This is a genomic window from Avibacterium endocarditidis (assembly GCF_002921145.1).
GTDB classification, from domain to species: domain Bacteria; phylum Pseudomonadota; class Gammaproteobacteria; order Enterobacterales; family Pasteurellaceae; genus Avibacterium; species Avibacterium endocarditidis.
The window spans coordinates 1-18,535 of the sequence record NZ_PQVI01000003.1 but is presented as its reverse complement, the minus strand read 5'-3'; the positions used below and the strand labels follow the sequence as shown (position 1 = coordinate 18,535).

Here is an 18,535-nt window from a genome sequence, read left to right as displayed (position 1 = left end):
GCCAATTGATTTGGGTACATTGAAACAGACACTCTCAACGGATGTACAGCAACAGATTGATACACTGTGTGAATGTGTACATCACTATGCGGGAAATATTTCTAAAGTAGATGTGCTCCCTTATCGAGTAACAAATATGGGATACATTAAACTGACTATTTGGGGTGATCTTGGTCAATTTGGGTTACAAATTATTGTGGCCGGTTATACAGAATTTCCGAACAATCACACTGATAATTCTTATCGACGTTATATTAGTGTTGTTGATTCAACCGATGCATACTGGTTAACCAAGGTATTAAAGCGAGAATTACAAGCCAATATTCATTTAAAAGCTAACACGGAGCACGACGATGAGCACAATGAAATCACTGACTAAACTGGCTGCAATCGTGTTTTTCCTGATAGTGGGATTGTTTGTGGTTGCCCATTTTTCCTTAGAATATGGGGCTGATTTAGCACTCCCTGCTCTTTTTAAATCATATTGGTTGTTATTCGTCTTATTGCGATTTGTTATTTATGCAGTTGTCGGATTTTTCTTATACAAATTACGAGACAAATTAGATAACACTAAACGGTTAGTGATTACGTGTGTGATTTGGGTTGTCGTGATGGAGGGTATCAATATGATGCAACTTATCAGAACAGGAGTATAGTACGATGAATATCTCACTTACCGTTGATAATTATTTTGAATACTTTCTTACATTACTTGGCTGGATCATTAACAATAACCTTTGGGATTTACTGACTCAGACTGGGGTGTTTGCCCTGCCTATTCTTTTCCACATTATAGGCTTAACGCTGAAAGTAAGAGAGCAAGGAGACGATGAGGGAAATAAAGGCAAATTGCTGGCAAGTTGGTTAGAAAATGCCATTTATATGAGCTTTTTGACCATGATACTGACCTGTATGCCTGTTTTTACGGTGTCATATAGTACATTAGAATTTAATACCGAACGGATGGAAAACTGTGGGTATACGGTCTATAAACCGCAAGATACTGGGCTTGCAAAGTTGTCTTCAGAGTTAAGTGGTAAAGAAGCCACCTTACCAATATGGTGGGCATTTACTTATACTTTGAGTAAGGGAATAACACATGGGATGGTTGCGGCGATCCCTTGTAAGCCAGATTTAAGGCAAATTCGCTTCGATATTCAACATACTCAGATTACTAGTCCAGTATTACGTCAGGAGGTCACTGACTTTGTTGAGCAGTGTTTTATTCCCGCACGTTCTAAAATCAAACGTCTGCAATATGAACTTGATGAAGCGCAAGCGAGAGACTTAGACTGGATTGGTTCAAAGATTATGCTCAATACCGTAGGACTTTATGATACGTATCGTTCTAAGTTACCTCGGACGCATTGGCCGTATGATGCGAAGCGAGATGTTGGTCTACCTAATACGGGAAATGGTGGGTATCCCTCTTGTAAAACCTGGTGGTCTGATAGCTCAGTTGGGTTACGTGCGCGATTATTACAACAAGTTGAACAAAGTATTTGGGAGCGGTTAAAAACAGTAAGTACTGATGCGCAGACGTATGAAGAAGCCGTATTAAGACGCGTAGTCAGTCCTCAAAATATCCAAGTATCAAGTGGCCGCGTGTATGGTGGTTATGGTGGGCAGATTGCGGATGGAGATAATGGCATACATTTTGATAGTCTACGAAAAATATCGACTTATGCAACCCATTCACTAGGAGGATTATTTGCAGCGCCCACCTTTGAAACCATACGGCAAGCCTTACCGATGCTTCAGGGCATTATGCTACTTGCTATTAATTTAGCGATTCCGCTTCTGATGGTTGTCAGTGGTTATAATATTTCTACTGCAATCACTATCACTATTGTGCAATTTTCGGTATTTTTCCTCACATTTTGGTGGGAACTGGCAAGGTGGTTAGATACCTGGATGTATTCGGCATTATATCTCAGTGATACTCATTCCTCTTGGAACTGGATGGGCATTCAAAATGAGTTTGATGATGCAGTAATGGGAACGGTGGTGAATACACTGTTTCTGATTTTGCCAACCTTATGGATGGGGATGATGGGATGGGCTGGAGTAAAAGCAGGTAATATAGTTTCTGCTATGGAAAAAGGAGCAAATAAAACAGGTAATATAACAGAGAAAGAAACGGACAAAATTAAGAATAAGCTCCTATAATAAGCCCAAATGCACTTATTCAAGTATATTAGATAAGTGCATTTTCTCATTTATTCATCATCATTTCCGTAATACCATTCGTAGTAGTATGGATCATATGGAGAAGTGCCATCATAACACACATTATTAGTATCATCAGAATCATCCGAATGAGTTTTTGTCCTCAAAAAAGCCAGCACAAATAGCACTATAAATATGGCAAATAATACATAGAGGGATAAGATAGCAACAATAATAGAAACGGCAATAAATAGATATTCGCCATATTTAGCAGGAATACGTAACTTAATAGCTAAACGTTCAAAAAGTGCTCGGGTAGATTTAAATAATAAACCTAATTTATGACCCGCTTTATAACTCATCTTTTGACCTAACATATATACTCCAATCTATTAGTTATCCTTATTATTTGTAATATACGACTATTTTTTATTCGATGTCAATACCGTATTTTATTGAATTCAGATGTTAGCGTGACTTGTATAGCGCGATAAAAAAGCACACGAATAAAACCATTCTCGTGTGCTTTTCGTTATGTCGCAGATAATGATTAATAACCTACGCCAGATTGCGGCATAAGTTATTGGGGCATAAGTGAGGTTTCAAAGTTTTTCGTCATAGGCTTTTTCGTATTACACACGGCAAACTGTTTCGGTTCGGCATTGTTAGGTACTTTAAATATCCCTGCAAATAGTGGTTTACCATCGCCCATTGACTCCTGATATTGCACATAATAACTATTTTGGTTATCTTCAAATTCAAGTGAATACAAAATATGACCAGAACGACTGGCAACAATCGTATTATTACGCGGCATAATATCTTTTATCGCATTACTGAGCCTTAATTTCTTGTATGATAACACATAGTTAGCACCAGATTTTTCTACAGTAATGGTATTACCGTCTTTTGAAACACAAGAAAAAATCGCTCCTGTGGCAGCTTGTGCAGGTACAGTGATAGTTGCAAGTGTTGTTGTAACGAATAACGTGAATAGTGTTTTACGCATCATATTGCTCCTTAATGGTCAGGTTTAATTTCTAGATAAATTATACATTATTATGATTTATTTAGAATATAATCAGCTTCCTGATTACGACGTCTTGCATTTGAGCCCTTGTTATCGTTTTGGCGATTGCGTATCGCATCAGCAAGTGCGGTCATATCTCCTGTTGCAGCAGATTTTTGTGCGGCTGTGATCACGCTTTTGGTTTTTCTCAGAGTGCCATAATTATAAGCATAGGAGGTTAATACAGCTTGTGCTTGTGGAGATAGGGCATTCCAAGTCTCTGGTGAGACTTCCCTTTTAGCAATATTGGCAAATTCTTGTGTACGTCGAGCCAAGTCTCTTTCTGCATCTTCACGTGTCACGATAGTGTCTTTGGTGACACGCACAATCGTTCCATCTGCTTTTGTTATGGTATCTGAGCCATATCCTGTCCGATAAGCATTGACATCCCAATATGCCTTGCTACTGTAGCCTTCAAAGGTTTTTAATAAACCAGAGGCTTGCTCCATTGCTGTGCCACTAATTGCACACCAATTGGAGAGTATGCTCCTGAACTAGAACTAGGACTTGTTGGGGCATAACTTGCATAGATATTCACTAATCCACTCGCTTCCTCAGAGCGTGGGATTAAAATATATCGCTCTTGTAGGTGTTTAGGAAAGCCTAGTGCACCACCTAATGAGGTATCAGTATCATTTTTACCGGCTAATCCAGATAAGTTAGCTAAGCGCTTAGAGTTATCGTTCGCATTACTATCAAGAGAACGTAACTGGTCAGTGATTCGATTATTAAGTATTGCTATTGCCGTGTTATTGCTAATTGATTTTTGCAAATCCATTTCTAATTTAACTTGTTCAATTTCTCTATCAAGCATTTTTAAGGCCACTTCAAGATCTTCTTGGGCTGCAGCATTGTTTGCTACGTTAGGTTCTCGCATCCCTGTTAAGAGTACTCGGCGTAATACTAAGGCTTTTCTAACTCTTTGGATATTGCAAGCTCTTGGGCTAGTCTCGCACCAAGTATTGGAGCATCAGGATCTTCTTTTAATGCTTCAATAAGTCCTCTCGTAACGGCAACCGTTGATGTGCTCAGTTCAGTGAGTTTTTCATTGGTAATGTCATTCGTATTTAAAATATTTTCTAATTGCGTTGCTTTTAATTTTGGTTTGTGCTTCAATTTCTGGGCTAAACCACGGCCAGGTTTTGTTTTTTCGGTTCTACCGCCGCAATTATCACAGGTTTTCATTGTTTTTTCACCTAGGATACGCATTGCATAATCTCGCATATCTTGTGGTGATTGCCATTCAGTACATAGCATCCCATCGCATTGTGTTTTAGGTATTGGGTTGTTATTTAGTACGTTGCGTCCTTGAGCCATATTAAATCCTGCTCCGATAACATCACCAATTAACTCAAGGGATTTTTGTCCTTTCCCTCCTCTAGCTTCTCCTCCTACCCAAGGCGTCCCATTTTCCCCCTGTTCACTTTCCAGTTTCTTTTTGGCTTTTTTCGCATCGGGTTCGGATTCCGTGATCTTTTTGTAATTTTCTAGCCCCGCCATTTTGGCCCATTTACTGTCCATGGCATAGTCGGCTAATTGTTCAGACATTTCTTCGCAGCTGGTTTTTAAGTTGTCGAAATCAATTTTACCCTGATATAGCCCATTGGTTAATATATCGTACAGTTGTGGGTTGGCGCGTTGAATGATCATCGCTGGTAGGCTTGCAACTGCCCCCGTTGCAGATTGAATGACATTGCTGTACAAATCTTTAAATCCCTCAGTAATCCCATTTAATTGATTTTTAACTGTTGTTTTTAAGTCAAAATTACCGCACATCAGGTTCGCTCGCCATCCAATACCGAGGCTATATTCATTAGCTCGTTTTCGGGCCGGAGGTGGAGCAATTGCTGAGCCTCCCCCGATTTGATAAAAAACTTTATCGGATAATACGCTACCTTGAACGTAATCGGTATTAGCCAGTGTGATATTTGATAAAGATAATAAAATACCTAAACTTAACGCACTTATTTTAAATTTCATTATAATTTATCCTTGATTTAATGAGTATGTGTCGTGATCCAATCTGTATTGCCTAGAAATACTTGTCCTTCGCGTTTGCAGCAGGCATAAGGACGCCAAAGTGCCCAACTGTAATTTTCTGTTGGGGAGACTTTATCGCCATAGCTATCTGTCGCATTTCCATCAGGGAATACAGAGCAACTTTGTTCCATTTTGGGGCTGAGCATTTGCCAACGGTGTGTTTTTTTATCGCCTTCTTTCACTTCTTTGGGATACCATTTACCTTGGCCGCCTCGTCTTGTCGCAGGGTAATACACATGTAGCTGACCTGTACGACTAATAATGTCTGCAATACGTTGTGCGATAACGGCCGCGGCTTTATAGTCATGGGGTTGAGTCACACTTCCGGAGCGTGGATAAAGATTTCCCCACACATCACCGTTTTTATTCACTTCGCGCATGCCAGGTGTAATCGCCTCTGGATAGAACATTTCCGGCATATTTGAGCGCCATGCAATGGCATCTAATGCGCTTAAAAAATAAGGTTGAAATGGCGTCGTTTGGCTTTCGCATGAATAACCATAGCTACTGAGCATTTGCAAAATAATGCCCCCAGGATGGCCAATGGCATCGCCATTTTTAAAGGTATACTGCGTGTATTTTTAGTTGGCGTTTCATATTGGCCACCCATAACCCCTTGATTCATAAAATTCACTTCTTTCCAGGGATTTTGATTATTATGGTTATAGACGGAGACAACCATCTCAGGAATAAAATGATGAACCTTAACGGAGGTTTTTACGCTGCAACTCCAATAGGTACAGTACAGCCAATAACAGACGCCAACGGTTTGATAATCAGCACAACTTGGAGAAGCCCCTGATGTCATGATAGTTGCTGTATTTATCTCCGCTGATGCAGTCGTAGGCATGAAATGAATAGCTGCTACAGTTACCTGACTTAATAGTATTTTTCGTAATATTGATTGTTTCATCGTCATTTCCTTACATGGGATTGTTCATAACGTGTTAAGGCTCGCTGAACATCGGTTTCACCATAAATTACCGCCGGCGTATGGGTATCATTTTCAAAGACAATGGCAGGGATTTTGGCAACTCCCGTGGCCCATGCTTTAGTGACTCCCACATAAGCCTCTTGAATCGCTCTGTCAAATTGCTTCCAATTTTCTGAGGTCATCATTTTTCTGACTTCTTTTTCTGCTTGTTGCAGGTTAGGGCTTAGTGAGGCACTAAATTGCGTTTCAAGTTGTCCTACACGATCAATAAGGTAGATTTGATGGGCTAAATTCGCATTCTGTATAGGGTAATTTTGACTGGTATATACGGTTATTTGTGTTTCTTGAGCAGCCCAAGAAAATGGCGAGACTAACAGTAATAATGGGGTTAAGTTGAAGGTTCGCATAACAATCCTTAGAGAGAATAACTTAAGCGTAACCTTAAAAATTTCTTGTTGTAAATGAAATGAAAAACTCTGTTTAAATTTTAGAGAATTTTTTATTGAATAAATTATCCAAAATGAAAAAAGAGTTTTTGATTGATCATGACGTGAATACATCAAATAATCATCGTAATCTTTCGCTATCATGGATAGCAAAGTAGGTAGCGAGAACCTATAACGCTACGATCTTGTTGCGGCAAGATTGGTTCACTGCCTAAATGTTCCTCAGCGTTCTGAAAAGGACTCCGACATATTGTTCGGGAACGCATCTTTCACATTCATAACCTGTTCAGGGAAAAATCATTCCCTGTGGGTGATTTCTCCTTGAATTTTTTTAAACTTTTAATGGAGAATTCATTATGAATAATCTTACTTCTAAAGAACTGGATGTATTTGATCCATTCGCCTCTAAACCAAAATCTAATATCTTCAATAAATTGGGCCATCAATTAGGTGGTATGTTTGTTTCTGCAAAGAAAGCAGCAACCAATAAATACCTTGATGTCACAAAAGGGATCAACCAACGCATTGAAGAAGAGCAAAGGCTAATTGATCAGGAAATATTCGCTCATTTAGCCGCTCAAGCAGAAGCGTTTGAACAAGAAGCTCGTCAAAAGAAAAAGCGTTGGATTTTCATCTCTTTGGGATTGATGATGCTTTCATTACTTGCGGGAGCTTTCGGGGCATACTTCATGTTGATTTAATTTGTCAATAAATAGTAAATCTTAGTGATTTAATTAAGATTTTATTCATATTTCATAGGGAAATACTTCTCTATGGAGTGTTTCCCTATCTTTTATCGAGGAGAAACACAATGAGAGTGCAAATTTTACTCTCGGCAATTGGAGATTATATGCCGAAATATCAGCATCTTGATACGAAACCCCAGCAAGCCTTGATTGATGAAGTTATTCAGCAAGCTAAGGCTGTTTGGGCTGCTCGCCAACCACAAGAAAGTGCGGTGCGATTTTTACAAAAAATGCCTGCTCAGAATGGTTCACATTTTCGTTTTTTAGAGGTGACTCAAAAAGACGAAAATACCTTGTTGGTCTCAGGAGGGCGAACAAGATGAAAGCCAAGCTAAAGGCATTATTCCATCATTTACAGACGGTAACGTTATTACGCTTAAGTGATGATTTACGCAAAGGGGCTTAACCTTTCAACACCTATCTTAATCGTATTACGATAAGATATTCCTATCCTTAGGGGAAAACGTTTCCCTTGAGGGAATGTGTTTCCCCTTTTTTATTTTGGAGAAACACAATGAATATTTTACACACTTATTTTGACAATAAATTGGTTGAGGCAGGCTTTCCAAGTGAGTTAACGATTGAAAGTTCGCTTTCTTATAGCCAAGGCGATGGCGTTGCCTTTTATGGTCGGCTTTATTCTGATGATTGGATTAATCTGTATAAACACATTTATCCTGAACAAACAGAGAAAGCCTATCGCCGATTTGCATTTATTGCCGAATATATTGGAGCGAATGAATATTTCAATGTGCTTGACATTACGCGTAATCATTTCGGTTATCGCTATTCCCATTGTAATACAATGAGCCTTGATACGCGTCCAGCGGAAGAAGCGTTTTGCTTTCGAGATATTCGCAACAAAGATAAAGCCATATTCAGAGAAATCTGGGACAACTTTATTGCGGATTTAGGCGAATACATTAAAGACACCTCAACAATGCTGGAACGTCTTGGGTATCGTTTGCTGGAATCAATGTATATTGAACCAGAAGAAAAACGTCGCACCATTAACACTAAACAGTATCGCATTGAATTTACGGTTGAACCCGTGCCTTTTCATTATGGCTATTTTAGCTCAGAAGATTTTGGCTATGAGGATACCAATCAATTTTGCGAAGCCATTTTGAATGGCATGAAAATCGTTGATTTAAGTGCTACGGTCTATCACAAAGCACTCGACATTCAAATGGGCGAAAGTTCATTAGGTTGGTGTACTTACTTGAGTGAGGATACCACTTACGGCGGCAATCGACGTGATTTAATCCTTGATGCCATTCGTGAAGCGAGAACCTTTGCACACAAGTTGGCAGGTTTAACACAATTACGTCAGCCTCAATAAATTGACTGACTTTTCAACCCAATCGGGGAACATTCTCCGATTGTGGAGCGGTTCCCCTTTTTATTTAGGAGAACCACAATGAAAAATTCAACACAGAAAAAAGATATTTATCAAGAAATTACCGATAGAATTATCACCGCACTTGAAGCAGGCACGGTTCCTTGGCTAAAACCTTGGGATAACCCTGAAGGCAATTTAGGCATACCTTGCAATGCCGTGTCAGGACGATACTATCAAGGAATAAATATCTTACTTTTATGGATTGCTGGTGCAGAAAATGGCTATCGACAATGTAAATGGATCACCGCACGGGCCGCTAACAAATTAGGTGGCTATGTGCGTAAAGGTGAGAAAGCCACTATTGTCGCCAGTTATTGCCCGATTGAGCGTGAAAAATGTGATGACGAAGGTAACCCGATTTGTGATGAAGAGGGCAACCCTGAAATGGAGCAGTTTGCCATTTTAAAACGTTATCCTGTTTTCAACATCGAACAATGCGACGGTTTGCCGAAAGTAATGTTTGATAACGTTCAAGAACGTGCTGTAGATGCTGAGCTGACCCAATACCAGATTTACGCAGATATTCGCAAAATTATCGACGGTATGTCGCTAACGGTTAATATCGAGCCAAGCCCTAACGCTTTTTATCGACCGAATGCCGATAAAATCGTGATGCCTGAAATGAAGCAATTCCATTCAGAGCAGGATTTTTACAGCGTACTTTTGCACGAAATGACGCACGCCACAGGGCACGCCTCGCGTTTAAATCGAGAAGGCATTGCCTCTGGGAAAGCCAAATTTGGCAACAAAGTCTATGCCTTTGAAGAACTGATTGCTGAAATGGGCGGGGCATTTTTATGTGCACATCTTGGGTTTAACCAAGTTCCACAAAATGCCGCCTATATTCAAAGTTGGCTCAAGATTTTGAAAGAGGATAATCGTGCCATTCTCAAAGCTTCAGGATTTGCCCGCAAAGCCTGTGAATATATGCTTGAGACGCTTGATGTTCAAAAACAATATGAACATTACTATCCCGAAGCAGCGTAAACCATACGGAGTGGCATCATTTAATGATGCCCTCTTCCTTTCAACCTTTAAAAATGCGGTTAAATTTCACCGCACTTTTCCCAATGGGGATACATTTATCCCTTTGGGGCAGTGTATCCCTTTTATCATTTCACTTAAATAAGGAGATACACGATGCCAAATTGGTGTGAAAATACCCTTGAAGTCTCAGCTCAAGATTCTGCCATGCTGAAGTCGATTGTTGAAAAAGTTTTCCGCTTCGATCAAGAAGAAAATCAGCATGTGGTTGATTTTAACTTGTTAATCCCAATGCCTGAAGAAGTGAATATTGTTTCTGGAGGCTATGGTTGGCCATCATTTCGATTATTGGGGCTAGATAGGTTACAGCAACTGACCGACGAGTTAATTGATGAATTTATCAAAGATGGCAAGAAAGCGTTACGATTATCTTTGTTATCACGAGAGCGGCACTGGACAGTGGGTGATTTTATCCATTGGCTTAACGGTCATTCTTTACTGAGTACAAAATCAGTTCGAATAAAAGTAATATGCGTTAATGGTAAATCAATATCCCTTTCAAGTCTCAGTTGACATAGATGAATAACTAACTCTAGTTTTTCTATACTGAGGGTTTGTTCCTCCAGTTGTGGTGGGCTATAAATAAAATTAATCGTCATATTTTTTCATATATCTTTCCTGTATTGAGTTGTTAATAAAAAAGCTTGAGTAAAAAGAAAAAAACACACGGCAGAATTAAAGCATACAGTTAAATATAGCATATGAATAAAAAACTCAATAACTATTGAGCTTGATTTACCCAATAATGAGAGCATAAAAATAGGAAGTGATATGATAAAGGATATTAAACCTATATATTTAAAACTCAAAGTTGTCGCTTTAATTTTTATTTTGAAATACTTATTCAGGTCCCCTCCCCATATAACAGGTATTGTATTACTTTCGTATTTATATACATACTTTGAAGACCAAGAGCAAGCAGTTTGAAAGCATAGACAAGGAATGCCTATACCGAAAGGAAGTAAAATACTAAAAATAGTAATAGAGTTTTGTTCATTTTCAAAAAAATAATAATGAAGCGCCAGGTTACATACAAAATCAATAAAAAAGATATCCAAATAATTGCGAAGAGCGTATTCTTTTCTTTAATTGGTTTGGCTGATTTTGATAATGTTACTTTTTCCATTACTTATTCCTCACGATTATTTTTCTTTGTCGCCAAACCCGTAATACCGTACTTTCACTTGTATTAAGGATTGCCGCGGTCTCTTTAATGGATGTCCCATTTTCCGTTGTTCAATAATGGCGTGGTGTAATGCGGTATTAGGTTGCCGTCCTCGATATTTCTTTTGTTTGCGTGCTAGTGCAATTCCCTGATGTTGTCTTGCTTTTCTTTTTGGAAATCATTGTGTGCCACACTGACGGCGAGTTTTAAAAACATATTCTGCATTGCTAAAAAGAGATCAGACATTAAAAATTTAGGATCAAAAACCTCTGCACTTGTACCGAGGCTTTGTGATACGGTATCAAAGTCAAATACTTCGGGAACCTGAATTTTTGCTCCTTTCGATTGTATGGCATCAATCAGTTCAAGGGCTTTTTTCGGCTCTAATCGTGTTAAACGATCGATGCTCTCTGCAATCACTACGTCATTTTGTTGCAAATCACTAATTAACCGTGAGAGCTCAGGGCGTTTTTCCCATTCTGTTGTACCTGAAATTTTTTCACGATAAACCGCAACCACATAAAATCCTTTTTGTTTTGCATCTTCGATCAATTTATCTTGGCGTTGTAGGTCTTGCTCTTCGGTTGAAACCCGCATATAAATTCGTGCGAACATAAAATACTCAATATACCTTCATTAAGGTTATTTTTTTATGACCCTGTTATTGAACCCCATTTTTGGTCTAAATGACGGAGGCATTTAATGGCTTTTTGCCTGTGTCATTGAGGTATACCCTAATGACGTACTTATTTTGCAAAATATCAGGAGATTTTAGGAGAATTAATTGTTTTGAAATTTCAGATAGTTTCTAGGATGAGAAAAAGATGAAATTTATTACACTGGAACAACATTGATACTTTTAAATCATCATCAAAATGCCAGCTATTATCAAAATAATCATTATTCTAGTCGTTATGCTTTCAAATTTGGCCGTTGCTCAAAGTGAAGGAGAAATTTGTCATGCAGAGCCAGAGGAGTCAATATTTAACTATGCCGGATTATGGGGACGTGATGATGTAGGAATGATGATTTGTAATTATAGACAATTTTTATCAGAAGAAGAATGGTTAAACTCACGTAGAGCCACTGAACCAGAAGATGATGAGGAAAATCAGATAGAAAAAAATTCAATATCATAATTGATGATAGTTATGATATTACTAATTAGTCTTTTAAAGAAATTATATATGCCCTGACGGCAAGCTTCATAATATACAAAGGGGCTTCTTGTTTTAATCCTTTACCACTAATGTTTCCCTGTAAATATTCAGCCAGATGACGTATTCTCATATTACACATTCTTTGGCTATTTAATTTTAGACGATCAATTGTGGATTCTAATAATGCTTTTTCAGGCGCTGAAATCTGATCACTATAATATATTTCCCCCGACCCAATATCTAACTGTAAAATATCTTTTTTTAGATGCATCGGATCTATTATATCCTCATAATCACGTTTCCTACGATTTGCTTGTAGACAACAAAATCTAAAATTACTCCATTCATATGCATAATCTGGATATTTATTTTTAGGTTTAAAATGATCTACCGTCGAAGCACCGTTTTCAAGTTCAATATATATGGCATAGTAGCAACATATTCCGTGATATATGGAATGCATATCTCCCAAACACTTTGTCCAGAAAGGTTTTAATCTGTTTTTACCAGGATTGGCTTTCAGGCATGCTTTACCTGGTTCCCTAATTTGTTGATTGAAATATCCAGGTTCAGGATGAGGTTTTACTGGTAACATGAGGGAGGTATCCTTTTTTTTCGCAAATGGAACGCCAATAAAATAGAAACTCATCAGTAGGGGAGAGTGCGTCTGATAGTCTTTTACGCATAGATTCTATTTCATCTTTGGTTGGTTGAGCTTTTCTTTTTGAACTAATTAAAGCTTTAGCTTCCTCTATTAACTTTTCATATTCAAACGCATAACTATTTTTTAAATTAAAAGCTTCGCTCTCTAACCAATTATTAATGGAGCCAAATTTTTCAAAAAGCTCTTCTTTTACTTCAACTAGACCATCTTTTAAATCAAAATCCACCCATAAATCTTTAACTGGATCAAAAATAGGCTCAAGAGAAGCCATAATCAGTGGAGAGTGTGTGGCCGTAATTAATTGAGTTTGTGCGCCATTTACAAGTTTAGTCATTACATTTAATAAAGTTGGAATAATTTGTCTCTGCCATTTAGGGTGTAAATGTGCTTCAATTTCGTCAATTAAAAAAATGATTTGTTTTGTTGGTTCTTCGCCTAATAATCTTGCATTTTCACGATGCTCTTGCCAAGCATATACAAGGAAATAGCATAAAGTTATAATTCTTCTTACACCTGAAGATAAGTGATAAAGGGGCACTTCCTTACCATAAGGCATTTTGATAGTAGGTATCTTCCGGCCATCATCTAATCGAATACGAGTGAGCTCACCTGGTTCAAGTAATTCATTTTCAGGCGAAAGAGATTTGAGCAATTCTTTTAATAACCTGAATTCTTCAGTATTTCCTATTTGCCAAAAACTCCAATCACGTACTAATCCTTCAAAAATTTGTTCATCTTTATTATTAGAATTTTTGATAATCTGCCCATCCCAAATTTCCTTTTGAGTATAGACATAAGCAGGCACACGTTCTTGAATATCAATTCCGCCTTTCTGTTTCCAATAATTACGAGCAGGATCCCATAGAGCAAAACTGCCGTCTGACATTGTGTAAATGACCAAACCAGGATTTATTGGCCTCCCTTGTCTGCCAGACCATGTTTCATCACGAGCATCGTAGGTACTACTGTATTTCTTTGGTTTTCCTGTTTTACCAATGATGTTAAATTCAATTTTAGCTTCTTTTTTTTGTGCCATATCACGTGGCTTGGCTAAATAACCGGTTACAATCTCTGAATTAATATCATTGGGCCAGGTTCGAGTTAACGCCCACCAAATGATGTCAAGTAAAAAGCTTTTGCCAAGTCCATTATCACCAGTAAAGATATTTAATCTTGTTCCTAGTTTTAGTTCTAAATTGTCTTTAGGTCCAACATTTTTTAATTTCAATGAGTTTATCATCATTTACCGCCGAAAGTACCAATAGCTGTTCTGTTGATGGCTTAGGTGTAATACTTAAAAAGTTTATCCACTTGTATAGGGTGCAAGGTTTGCTTGCAAAGCCTAGACATAGAATAAGGATAGCATGAATTATATAAAAAATCATATTGTAATACGCGGAGTTTTAGCCAATTTACAGATAGATAAAATTTTCAACCGTGCTTTTATTAGTTAACTAGTAAAGGGCCAAGGGGGGAAGGGGAATTTTTCAAGGGTAAACCGCTCCACAGAAGTGGAGCGGACTTACCCGAAAGGGCCTTGCGAAAAGGCTAAAGGGCTTTCCTATAGAAACGTAAAGCCCTAGAGGAGTCTCACAAGACTTATTTTAAACAGGAACGTTAAAACCAGTGATTATTTAGTAATGATGTTAGCTCAATAAAAATTTAATAATTACAATTTGAGCATCAATAACATATCATCAATTGGAGATGGTTGAAAACCATAATGTAAATAGAATTGCCTTGCTTGCTTATTCAAAGCATGTACTAACAAAGCTCGCACTCCAACCTGTTCTGATACAACTTTTGCTCTCAATACTGCATCTTTGAGTAATGCAGCCCCTAATTTTTTTCCTTGATATTTTACATCTATAGCTAATCTCCCTAAGACAATAACTGGGATAGGTTTAGGCATATTACGTCTTAACGAACCAGGTGCAAACTCATGAGTTATTGACCCTGCCGCTAAGGCATAAAAACCGATAACAACATTCTCTTTACAGATTACGAATGTTCTACTTGCTTGACTTTGTTGATTTTTAACTGCATTGTGTCTAAGCCACCTATTTAGTGAATCTTCACCACAATCAAATAAATCAAGGTGATGGTTGTGTGTTAATAATTCAGGTTTAGAATACACGTTATCATTCCCAAGGTGAGTTGATAGCCATCAATTTCTCTAACCCAGGATTAGTTAAGTCTGGCTGCTCAAGTATTTCAATGAAATGATTAAATTTATCCTCATTAAGCTGAAACACTGCTCTATCTAAAATAACGTTTTGTGCATAAGTGCAAGCAGCATCTAACATAAAATCAGAGCGTGTTTTTCCAAGTAAAGACGCTGCATGATCAATCAAATCACGCTGTATTGGTTTAGCTCGTAAGTTAATTGCAGCTGTACGCATAGTTGTCTCCATATCCTATTAATATACAATCAATATACAAATTATAATGTGTAGTTATTGTGTATGCAAGCACTTTGGTAACATAACAAGGTATGGCTTGCGTGATTGGCGATAAAAGTAGAAAACTCTAAATAAGGATTGATTTGAACATAGGTAAACTTATAACATTTAAAAACTATAAATAAATAATATTAAATTTTGTCTTCTGAGTAGCTCAAAACCTTGTTTTAATAAATCATCATAGATTTATGTAACAAGAGTTTTCAATGCTATTACGTATTCTTTCTAAGTTTAAAAAGGTAGAAAAAGAGAATATTGCTCCCTCCCATATTTTTAATAAAGAGGGATGGTTTATACCTAAAAAAGCAGATGAGCTGCTAAATACCCCACTGAGACAACAATATCTAACAACCATTTGGCAAAATGTCTCAATGTCGCCTGAGATGTTTAAGCACTATTACCGTGAGCCGATAGAAAGATATGCAGAAATGGTGCAATTATTACCTGCCTCAGAATCCCATCATCATTCCCATGTTGGCGGTATGCTAGATCATGGTTTAGAGGTTATCTCAATTGCCACAAAACTCCGTCAAAATTATGTTTTACCGCAAAATGCTGCGCCAGAAGAACAAGCAAAACAGCGTGATGTATGGACTGCGGCAATTATTTATGGGGCCTTATTACATGATATTGGTAAAGTTGCTGTTGATCTTGAAGTAATACAAAAAAATGGGGAACGTTGGTATCCTTGGAATGGCATACCGACACAGCCTTACAAGTTTAGATATATCAAGGACAGGGATTATGCATTGCCCCCTGCGATTGGGGGATTTTTTGCAAATTATCTTATTCCTAACGTGGCTTTTGATTGGTTAGCTACTTATCAGCAGGCCTTTTCATCTCTGATGTATACAATTACAGGTCATCACGACAGAGCGGGAATACTTACAGAGATTATCCAAAAAGCGGATCAAATTAGTGTGACGCTGGCCTTGGGAGGCGACCCTAATAAATTATCTGAACAACCTAAAGTTTCTTTTGCAAAACAATTACACATTGCCTTACGGCATGTTGTGAGCCATTTTAAATTAAATGCACCAAAAGGTGGTTCTGATGGTTGGTTAACAGAGGAGGGATTATGGCTAATGAGTAAAAGTACGGCTGACAATATTAGAGCACACTTATTAAGCCAGGGCATTTCCGTACCGAGCCAGAATGGAAAATTATTTGATGAATTGCAAGCACATAATTCGATTCAGAAAACACAATCGGGAACGGCTATATGGAATGGTCAAGTAGTATCAAATGTGGGTTGGGCACCTGCGAAACCTTTTACATTACTTAAAATTGATCCGAATATTATTTGGGATAGTATAGACAAACGCCCTGAATTATTTGAAGGGCGAGTAACCTTTGTGGTTGAAGAGAGCGCAAAATCTGAGGAGAATACTATCCCTATTTCTTCAGATATGTCTCCATCATCTTCATTAAATAGGTCGGCGGTAACAGAAAATACACCTGAAAATAAAGGCTCTGAAACAGAATGCCAAAGAGAGGCAATAAACAATAAAAAAGTTGAAACAGTGGGCGTAAGTGATATTGATTTTACACTTAATTTATTTTCTCAAATTGAACCCACGTGTAAAGAGGCAGTGAAACATGGATCAGGATTTGAGACTTCTATGACTGAAACAGTAAATACTGTGCCTCCGGTCACAGTCGGACAAGAAATCATTCAAGTAGGGCAACTGCAACAGCCAAAACAACCAAAACGTTCCAAGCAGGCCAAGTCCAATAATGTATCTCCCACCTTGGCGGTAAGTACAGATTTATCTGACATGATAGATGGTAAAAAATTTATTGATTGGATAAAAGCAGGGGTGATTGCTGAAAAATTATCCTGGAATAGACCTAATGCTAAACTCCATATTGTTGAGAATCATCTATTTCTTGTTACGCCAAGTATCTTTCAGCTATATTTACGAGAAGTAGCGGGGAGTACTGATCAAGCATCGTGGGAACTGCTACAAAAACACTTCCAGAATTTAGGTATCCATAAAAGGCAACATATGGAAGATGACAGTCGTAATATTTGGGAATGTAAAGTTATTGGTCCGAATAAACATTCTTTTTTGAGCGGTTATCTTATTGAGGATACTAGCCTATTTTTTGGAGATAAAATTTTGTTAAATAATCAATGGTTAAAATTACAAGGAGAATTAGTATGACATGTACTTTTAAACAATTACTTGAAAAATTTTTTATATAAATCACTCCGTCCAAGTACAATGGATGGGTATAAGAAGATTGTCAATGTCTTAACTAAAACCTATCCTGAACTTATGCCGAATGATTTTACTCATGAGTATGTTATTCAATGGAGGGAGCATGTTTTAAAATCAGCAAAACCAGTCACTTGGAATAATTACGCACGTCATTTAAGGAGTTTATATAATTTTGCAATTAGAATATCAATTTATTTCTTTAGATAAAAATCCATTTACTAAATTATTTATTACTGAAGACAAAGCAAAAAGAAAAACGCTGAGTATTGATCAAATAAATGTTATCCATGATTTATTATGTTCAAAAGAGAATTTGCCTGATATTTTAACACCAAGATGGTTTATTTTGGCACTATTTCAGACGTTTAGATATACAGGGATAAGACGAAGCCAACTAACAAAATTAAGAATTTGTGATATAGATTTAGAACGTAAGGTGATATCAATCCCTTCGCATATAAATAAAAATCACCATTATCATGAAATCCCTATTTCGAAAAAACTATACCCATATTTATGTAAATTAAAGTTTGAGATGCTGAGATTGAAACAGACTGAAAAAGATCAGCTATTCAATATAAATAAAGTATCTAAAGTTGTTGTAAATAGAGGAGGGGAAATGTCAGTTAATCAGGTGAGCCACATTTTTTCGGTTATTTCAAAACTTGTTGGTTTTATGTATCAGCTCACCGTTTTAGGCATACAATTGCAACACAATTAATGAAGAACGTAGACAATGTTTATAGCGTTAAACAACTTTTAGGGCATTGTGATATAAAGGTTACCTTAAGTTATATAGAATATGATAGTGAAATGATAAGGGAGTGTGTGGATGGTTTGTAAAAATAGCTCTAAATTTGATGAAATTTAATGTCTAGGCTTTACAAGCAATGAAAAAATAGTAGAATGAATCCCGATTCAAGAGGTTATGTGTACTTGGATCGGTTTTGTTCTATTGCGTAGGGTGTAGATGTATAACGAGAGCCACAAGGGATTCAAAATCCGCCGC

At 37.4% G+C, this 18,535-nt stretch carries 23 protein-coding genes and 2 pseudogenes; 12 read left to right on the top strand and 13 right to left on the bottom strand.

Annotated features, from left to right (window positions below; genetic code table 11):
• The first annotated feature begins 19 nt into the window (after positions 1 to 19).
• From C3Z13_RS00430 to C3Z13_RS00420, 3 genes are read left to right on the top strand one after another with little or no spacing between them, the layout of a single operon-like run.
• On the top strand, positions 20 to 379 hold the full coding sequence (locus C3Z13_RS00430; protein WP_181021973.1) for a hypothetical protein: 360 nt from the start codon (positions 20 to 22) through the stop codon (positions 377 to 379).
• Positions 363 to 656: a hypothetical protein gene (locus C3Z13_RS00425; protein WP_146256838.1), complete on the top strand. Its 294-nt coding sequence runs from the start codon at positions 363 to 365 to the stop codon at positions 654 to 656. The genes C3Z13_RS00430 and C3Z13_RS00425 overlap by 17 nt, the downstream gene beginning before the upstream one ends.
• A 4-nt stretch (positions 657 to 660) precedes the next feature.
• Positions 661 to 2,169 (top strand): conjugal transfer protein TraG N-terminal domain-containing protein, encoded by a 1,509-nt coding sequence (locus tag C3Z13_RS00420; protein WP_103854636.1) that lies wholly within the window; start codon positions 661 to 663, stop codon positions 2,167 to 2,169.
• Positions 2,170 to 2,219: 50 nt separating this feature from the next.
• On the opposite strand, the gene C3Z13_RS00415 is transcribed toward C3Z13_RS00420, so the two are convergent.
• From C3Z13_RS00415 to C3Z13_RS00385, 7 genes and pseudogenes are all read right to left on the bottom strand, one after another.
• Positions 2,220 to 2,546: a hypothetical protein gene (locus tag C3Z13_RS00415; protein WP_103854635.1), complete on the bottom strand. Its 327-nt coding sequence runs from the start codon at positions 2,544 to 2,546 to the stop codon at positions 2,220 to 2,222.
• A 203-nt stretch (positions 2,547 to 2,749) separates the two neighbouring features.
• Positions 2,750 to 3,181 carry a hypothetical protein gene (locus tag C3Z13_RS00410; protein ID WP_146256837.1) on the bottom strand — a complete coding sequence of 144 codons (432 nt, stop codon included), beginning with the start codon at positions 3,179 to 3,181 and terminating at the stop codon, positions 2,750 to 2,752.
• Positions 3,182 to 3,228: 47 nt separating this feature from the next.
• Positions 3,229 to 3,687: a lysozyme gene (locus C3Z13_RS12935; RefSeq protein WP_245872481.1), complete on the bottom strand. Its 459-nt coding sequence runs from the start codon at positions 3,685 to 3,687 to the stop codon at positions 3,229 to 3,231.
• Complete coding sequence (locus C3Z13_RS12930) at positions 3,663 to 4,115, bottom strand: hypothetical protein (RefSeq protein WP_103854633.1); 453 nt, start codon at positions 4,113 to 4,115, stop codon at positions 3,663 to 3,665. Before C3Z13_RS12930 ends, C3Z13_RS12935 begins: the two co-directional genes overlap by 25 nt.
• Before the next feature lie 26 nt (positions 4,116 to 4,141).
• Positions 4,142 to 5,218 (bottom strand): integrating conjugative element protein, encoded by a 1,077-nt coding sequence (locus tag C3Z13_RS12925; protein WP_103854632.1) that lies wholly within the window; start codon positions 5,216 to 5,218, stop codon positions 4,142 to 4,144.
• Positions 5,219 to 5,235: 17 nt separating this feature from the next.
• A pseudogene (locus C3Z13_RS00390) lies at positions 5,236 to 6,191 on the bottom strand (TIGR03756 family integrating conjugative element protein).
• A gap of 2 nt (positions 6,192 to 6,193) precedes the next feature.
• Positions 6,194 to 6,772, bottom strand: coding sequence for a TIGR03757 family integrating conjugative element protein (locus tag C3Z13_RS00385; protein ID WP_181021972.1), 579 nt, complete (start codon positions 6,770 to 6,772; stop codon positions 6,194 to 6,196).
• Between the two features lie 242 nt (positions 6,773 to 7,014).
• On the opposite strand from C3Z13_RS00385, the gene C3Z13_RS00380 reads away from it, so the two are divergent.
• The 5 genes from C3Z13_RS00380 to C3Z13_RS00360 all read left to right on the top strand — a co-directional run bounded on the left by C3Z13_RS00380 (position 7,015) and on the right by C3Z13_RS00360 (position 10,363).
• Positions 7,015 to 7,359: a hypothetical protein gene (locus C3Z13_RS00380; RefSeq protein WP_103854630.1), complete on the top strand. Its 345-nt coding sequence runs from the start codon at positions 7,015 to 7,017 to the stop codon at positions 7,357 to 7,359.
• Positions 7,360 to 7,469: 110 nt separating this feature from the next.
• Positions 7,470 to 7,727 carry a hypothetical protein gene (locus tag C3Z13_RS00375; RefSeq protein ID WP_103854629.1) on the top strand — a complete coding sequence of 86 codons (258 nt, stop codon included), beginning with the start codon at positions 7,470 to 7,472 and terminating at the stop codon, positions 7,725 to 7,727.
• 191 nt (positions 7,728 to 7,918) lie between these two features.
• Positions 7,919 to 8,746 carry a hypothetical protein gene (locus C3Z13_RS00370; protein WP_103854628.1) on the top strand — a complete coding sequence of 276 codons (828 nt, stop codon included), beginning with the start codon at positions 7,919 to 7,921 and terminating at the stop codon, positions 8,744 to 8,746.
• Positions 8,747 to 8,824: 78 nt separating this feature from the next.
• Complete coding sequence (locus C3Z13_RS00365; protein WP_103854627.1) at positions 8,825 to 9,793, top strand: ArdC family protein; 969 nt, start codon at positions 8,825 to 8,827, stop codon at positions 9,791 to 9,793.
• A 153-nt stretch (positions 9,794 to 9,946) separates the two neighbouring features.
• A complete protein-coding gene (locus tag C3Z13_RS00360; protein ID WP_103854626.1) occupies positions 9,947 to 10,363 on the top strand; it encodes a hypothetical protein in 417 nt (138 codons plus the stop codon).
• Between the two features lie 612 nt (positions 10,364 to 10,975).
• On the opposite strand, the pseudogene C3Z13_RS12920 reads toward C3Z13_RS00360, so the two are convergent.
• Together C3Z13_RS12920 and C3Z13_RS00350 are read right to left on the bottom strand one after the other, a co-directional pair.
• Positions 10,976 to 11,068, bottom strand: a pseudogene (locus C3Z13_RS12920) (hypothetical protein); the annotation flags it as partial.
• Between the two features lie 82 nt (positions 11,069 to 11,150).
• Entirely contained in the window at positions 11,151 to 11,630 is a 480-nt protein-coding gene (locus C3Z13_RS00350; RefSeq protein ID WP_219827866.1) for a recombinase family protein, read from the bottom strand.
• 260 nt (positions 11,631 to 11,890) lie between these two features.
• Between C3Z13_RS00350 and C3Z13_RS00345 the strand changes: the two genes are divergently transcribed.
• Complete coding sequence (locus C3Z13_RS00345) at positions 11,891 to 12,154, top strand: hypothetical protein (RefSeq protein WP_103854624.1); 264 nt, start codon at positions 11,891 to 11,893, stop codon at positions 12,152 to 12,154.
• A gap of 25 nt (positions 12,155 to 12,179) precedes the next feature.
• Here the strand turns inward: C3Z13_RS00345 and C3Z13_RS00340 are convergent, their stop codons facing one another.
• The 4 genes from C3Z13_RS00340 to C3Z13_RS00325 all read right to left on the bottom strand — a co-directional run bounded on the left by C3Z13_RS00340 (position 12,180) and on the right by C3Z13_RS00325 (position 15,241).
• Positions 12,180 to 12,770, bottom strand: a complete 591-nt coding sequence (locus C3Z13_RS00340; protein ID WP_103854623.1) for an HNH endonuclease family protein — start codon at positions 12,768 to 12,770, stop codon at positions 12,180 to 12,182.
• Positions 12,745 to 14,067 (bottom strand): AAA family ATPase, encoded by a 1,323-nt coding sequence (locus C3Z13_RS00335; RefSeq protein WP_219827865.1) that lies wholly within the window; start codon positions 14,065 to 14,067, stop codon positions 12,745 to 12,747. Before C3Z13_RS00335 ends, C3Z13_RS00340 begins: the two co-directional genes overlap by 26 nt.
• A gap of 441 nt (positions 14,068 to 14,508) precedes the next feature.
• Positions 14,509 to 14,976 carry a GNAT family N-acetyltransferase gene (locus C3Z13_RS00330; RefSeq protein ID WP_103854621.1) on the bottom strand — a complete coding sequence of 156 codons (468 nt, stop codon included), beginning with the start codon at positions 14,974 to 14,976 and terminating at the stop codon, positions 14,509 to 14,511.
• A gap of 4 nt (positions 14,977 to 14,980) precedes the next feature.
• Positions 14,981 to 15,241 (bottom strand): type II toxin-antitoxin system TacA family antitoxin, encoded by a 261-nt coding sequence (locus C3Z13_RS00325; RefSeq protein ID WP_103854620.1) that lies wholly within the window; start codon positions 15,239 to 15,241, stop codon positions 14,981 to 14,983.
• 266 nt (positions 15,242 to 15,507) lie between these two features.
• On the opposite strand from C3Z13_RS00325, the gene mobH reads away from it, so the two are divergent.
• From mobH to C3Z13_RS12760, 3 genes are all read left to right on the top strand, one after another.
• Positions 15,508 to 17,469 (top strand): MobH family relaxase, encoded by a 1,962-nt coding sequence (gene mobH / locus C3Z13_RS00320; RefSeq protein WP_103854619.1) that lies wholly within the window; start codon positions 15,508 to 15,510, stop codon positions 17,467 to 17,469.
• 229 nt (positions 17,470 to 17,698) lie between these two features.
• Entirely contained in the window at positions 17,699 to 18,247 is a 549-nt protein-coding gene (locus C3Z13_RS00315) for a tyrosine-type recombinase/integrase (protein WP_342750322.1), read from the top strand.
• On the top strand, positions 18,247 to 18,369 hold the full coding sequence (locus tag C3Z13_RS12760; RefSeq protein ID WP_342750321.1) for a hypothetical protein: 123 nt from the start codon (positions 18,247 to 18,249) through the stop codon (positions 18,367 to 18,369). Before C3Z13_RS00315 ends, C3Z13_RS12760 begins: the two co-directional genes overlap by 1 nt.
• Positions 18,370 to 18,535 lie beyond the last annotated feature (166 nt).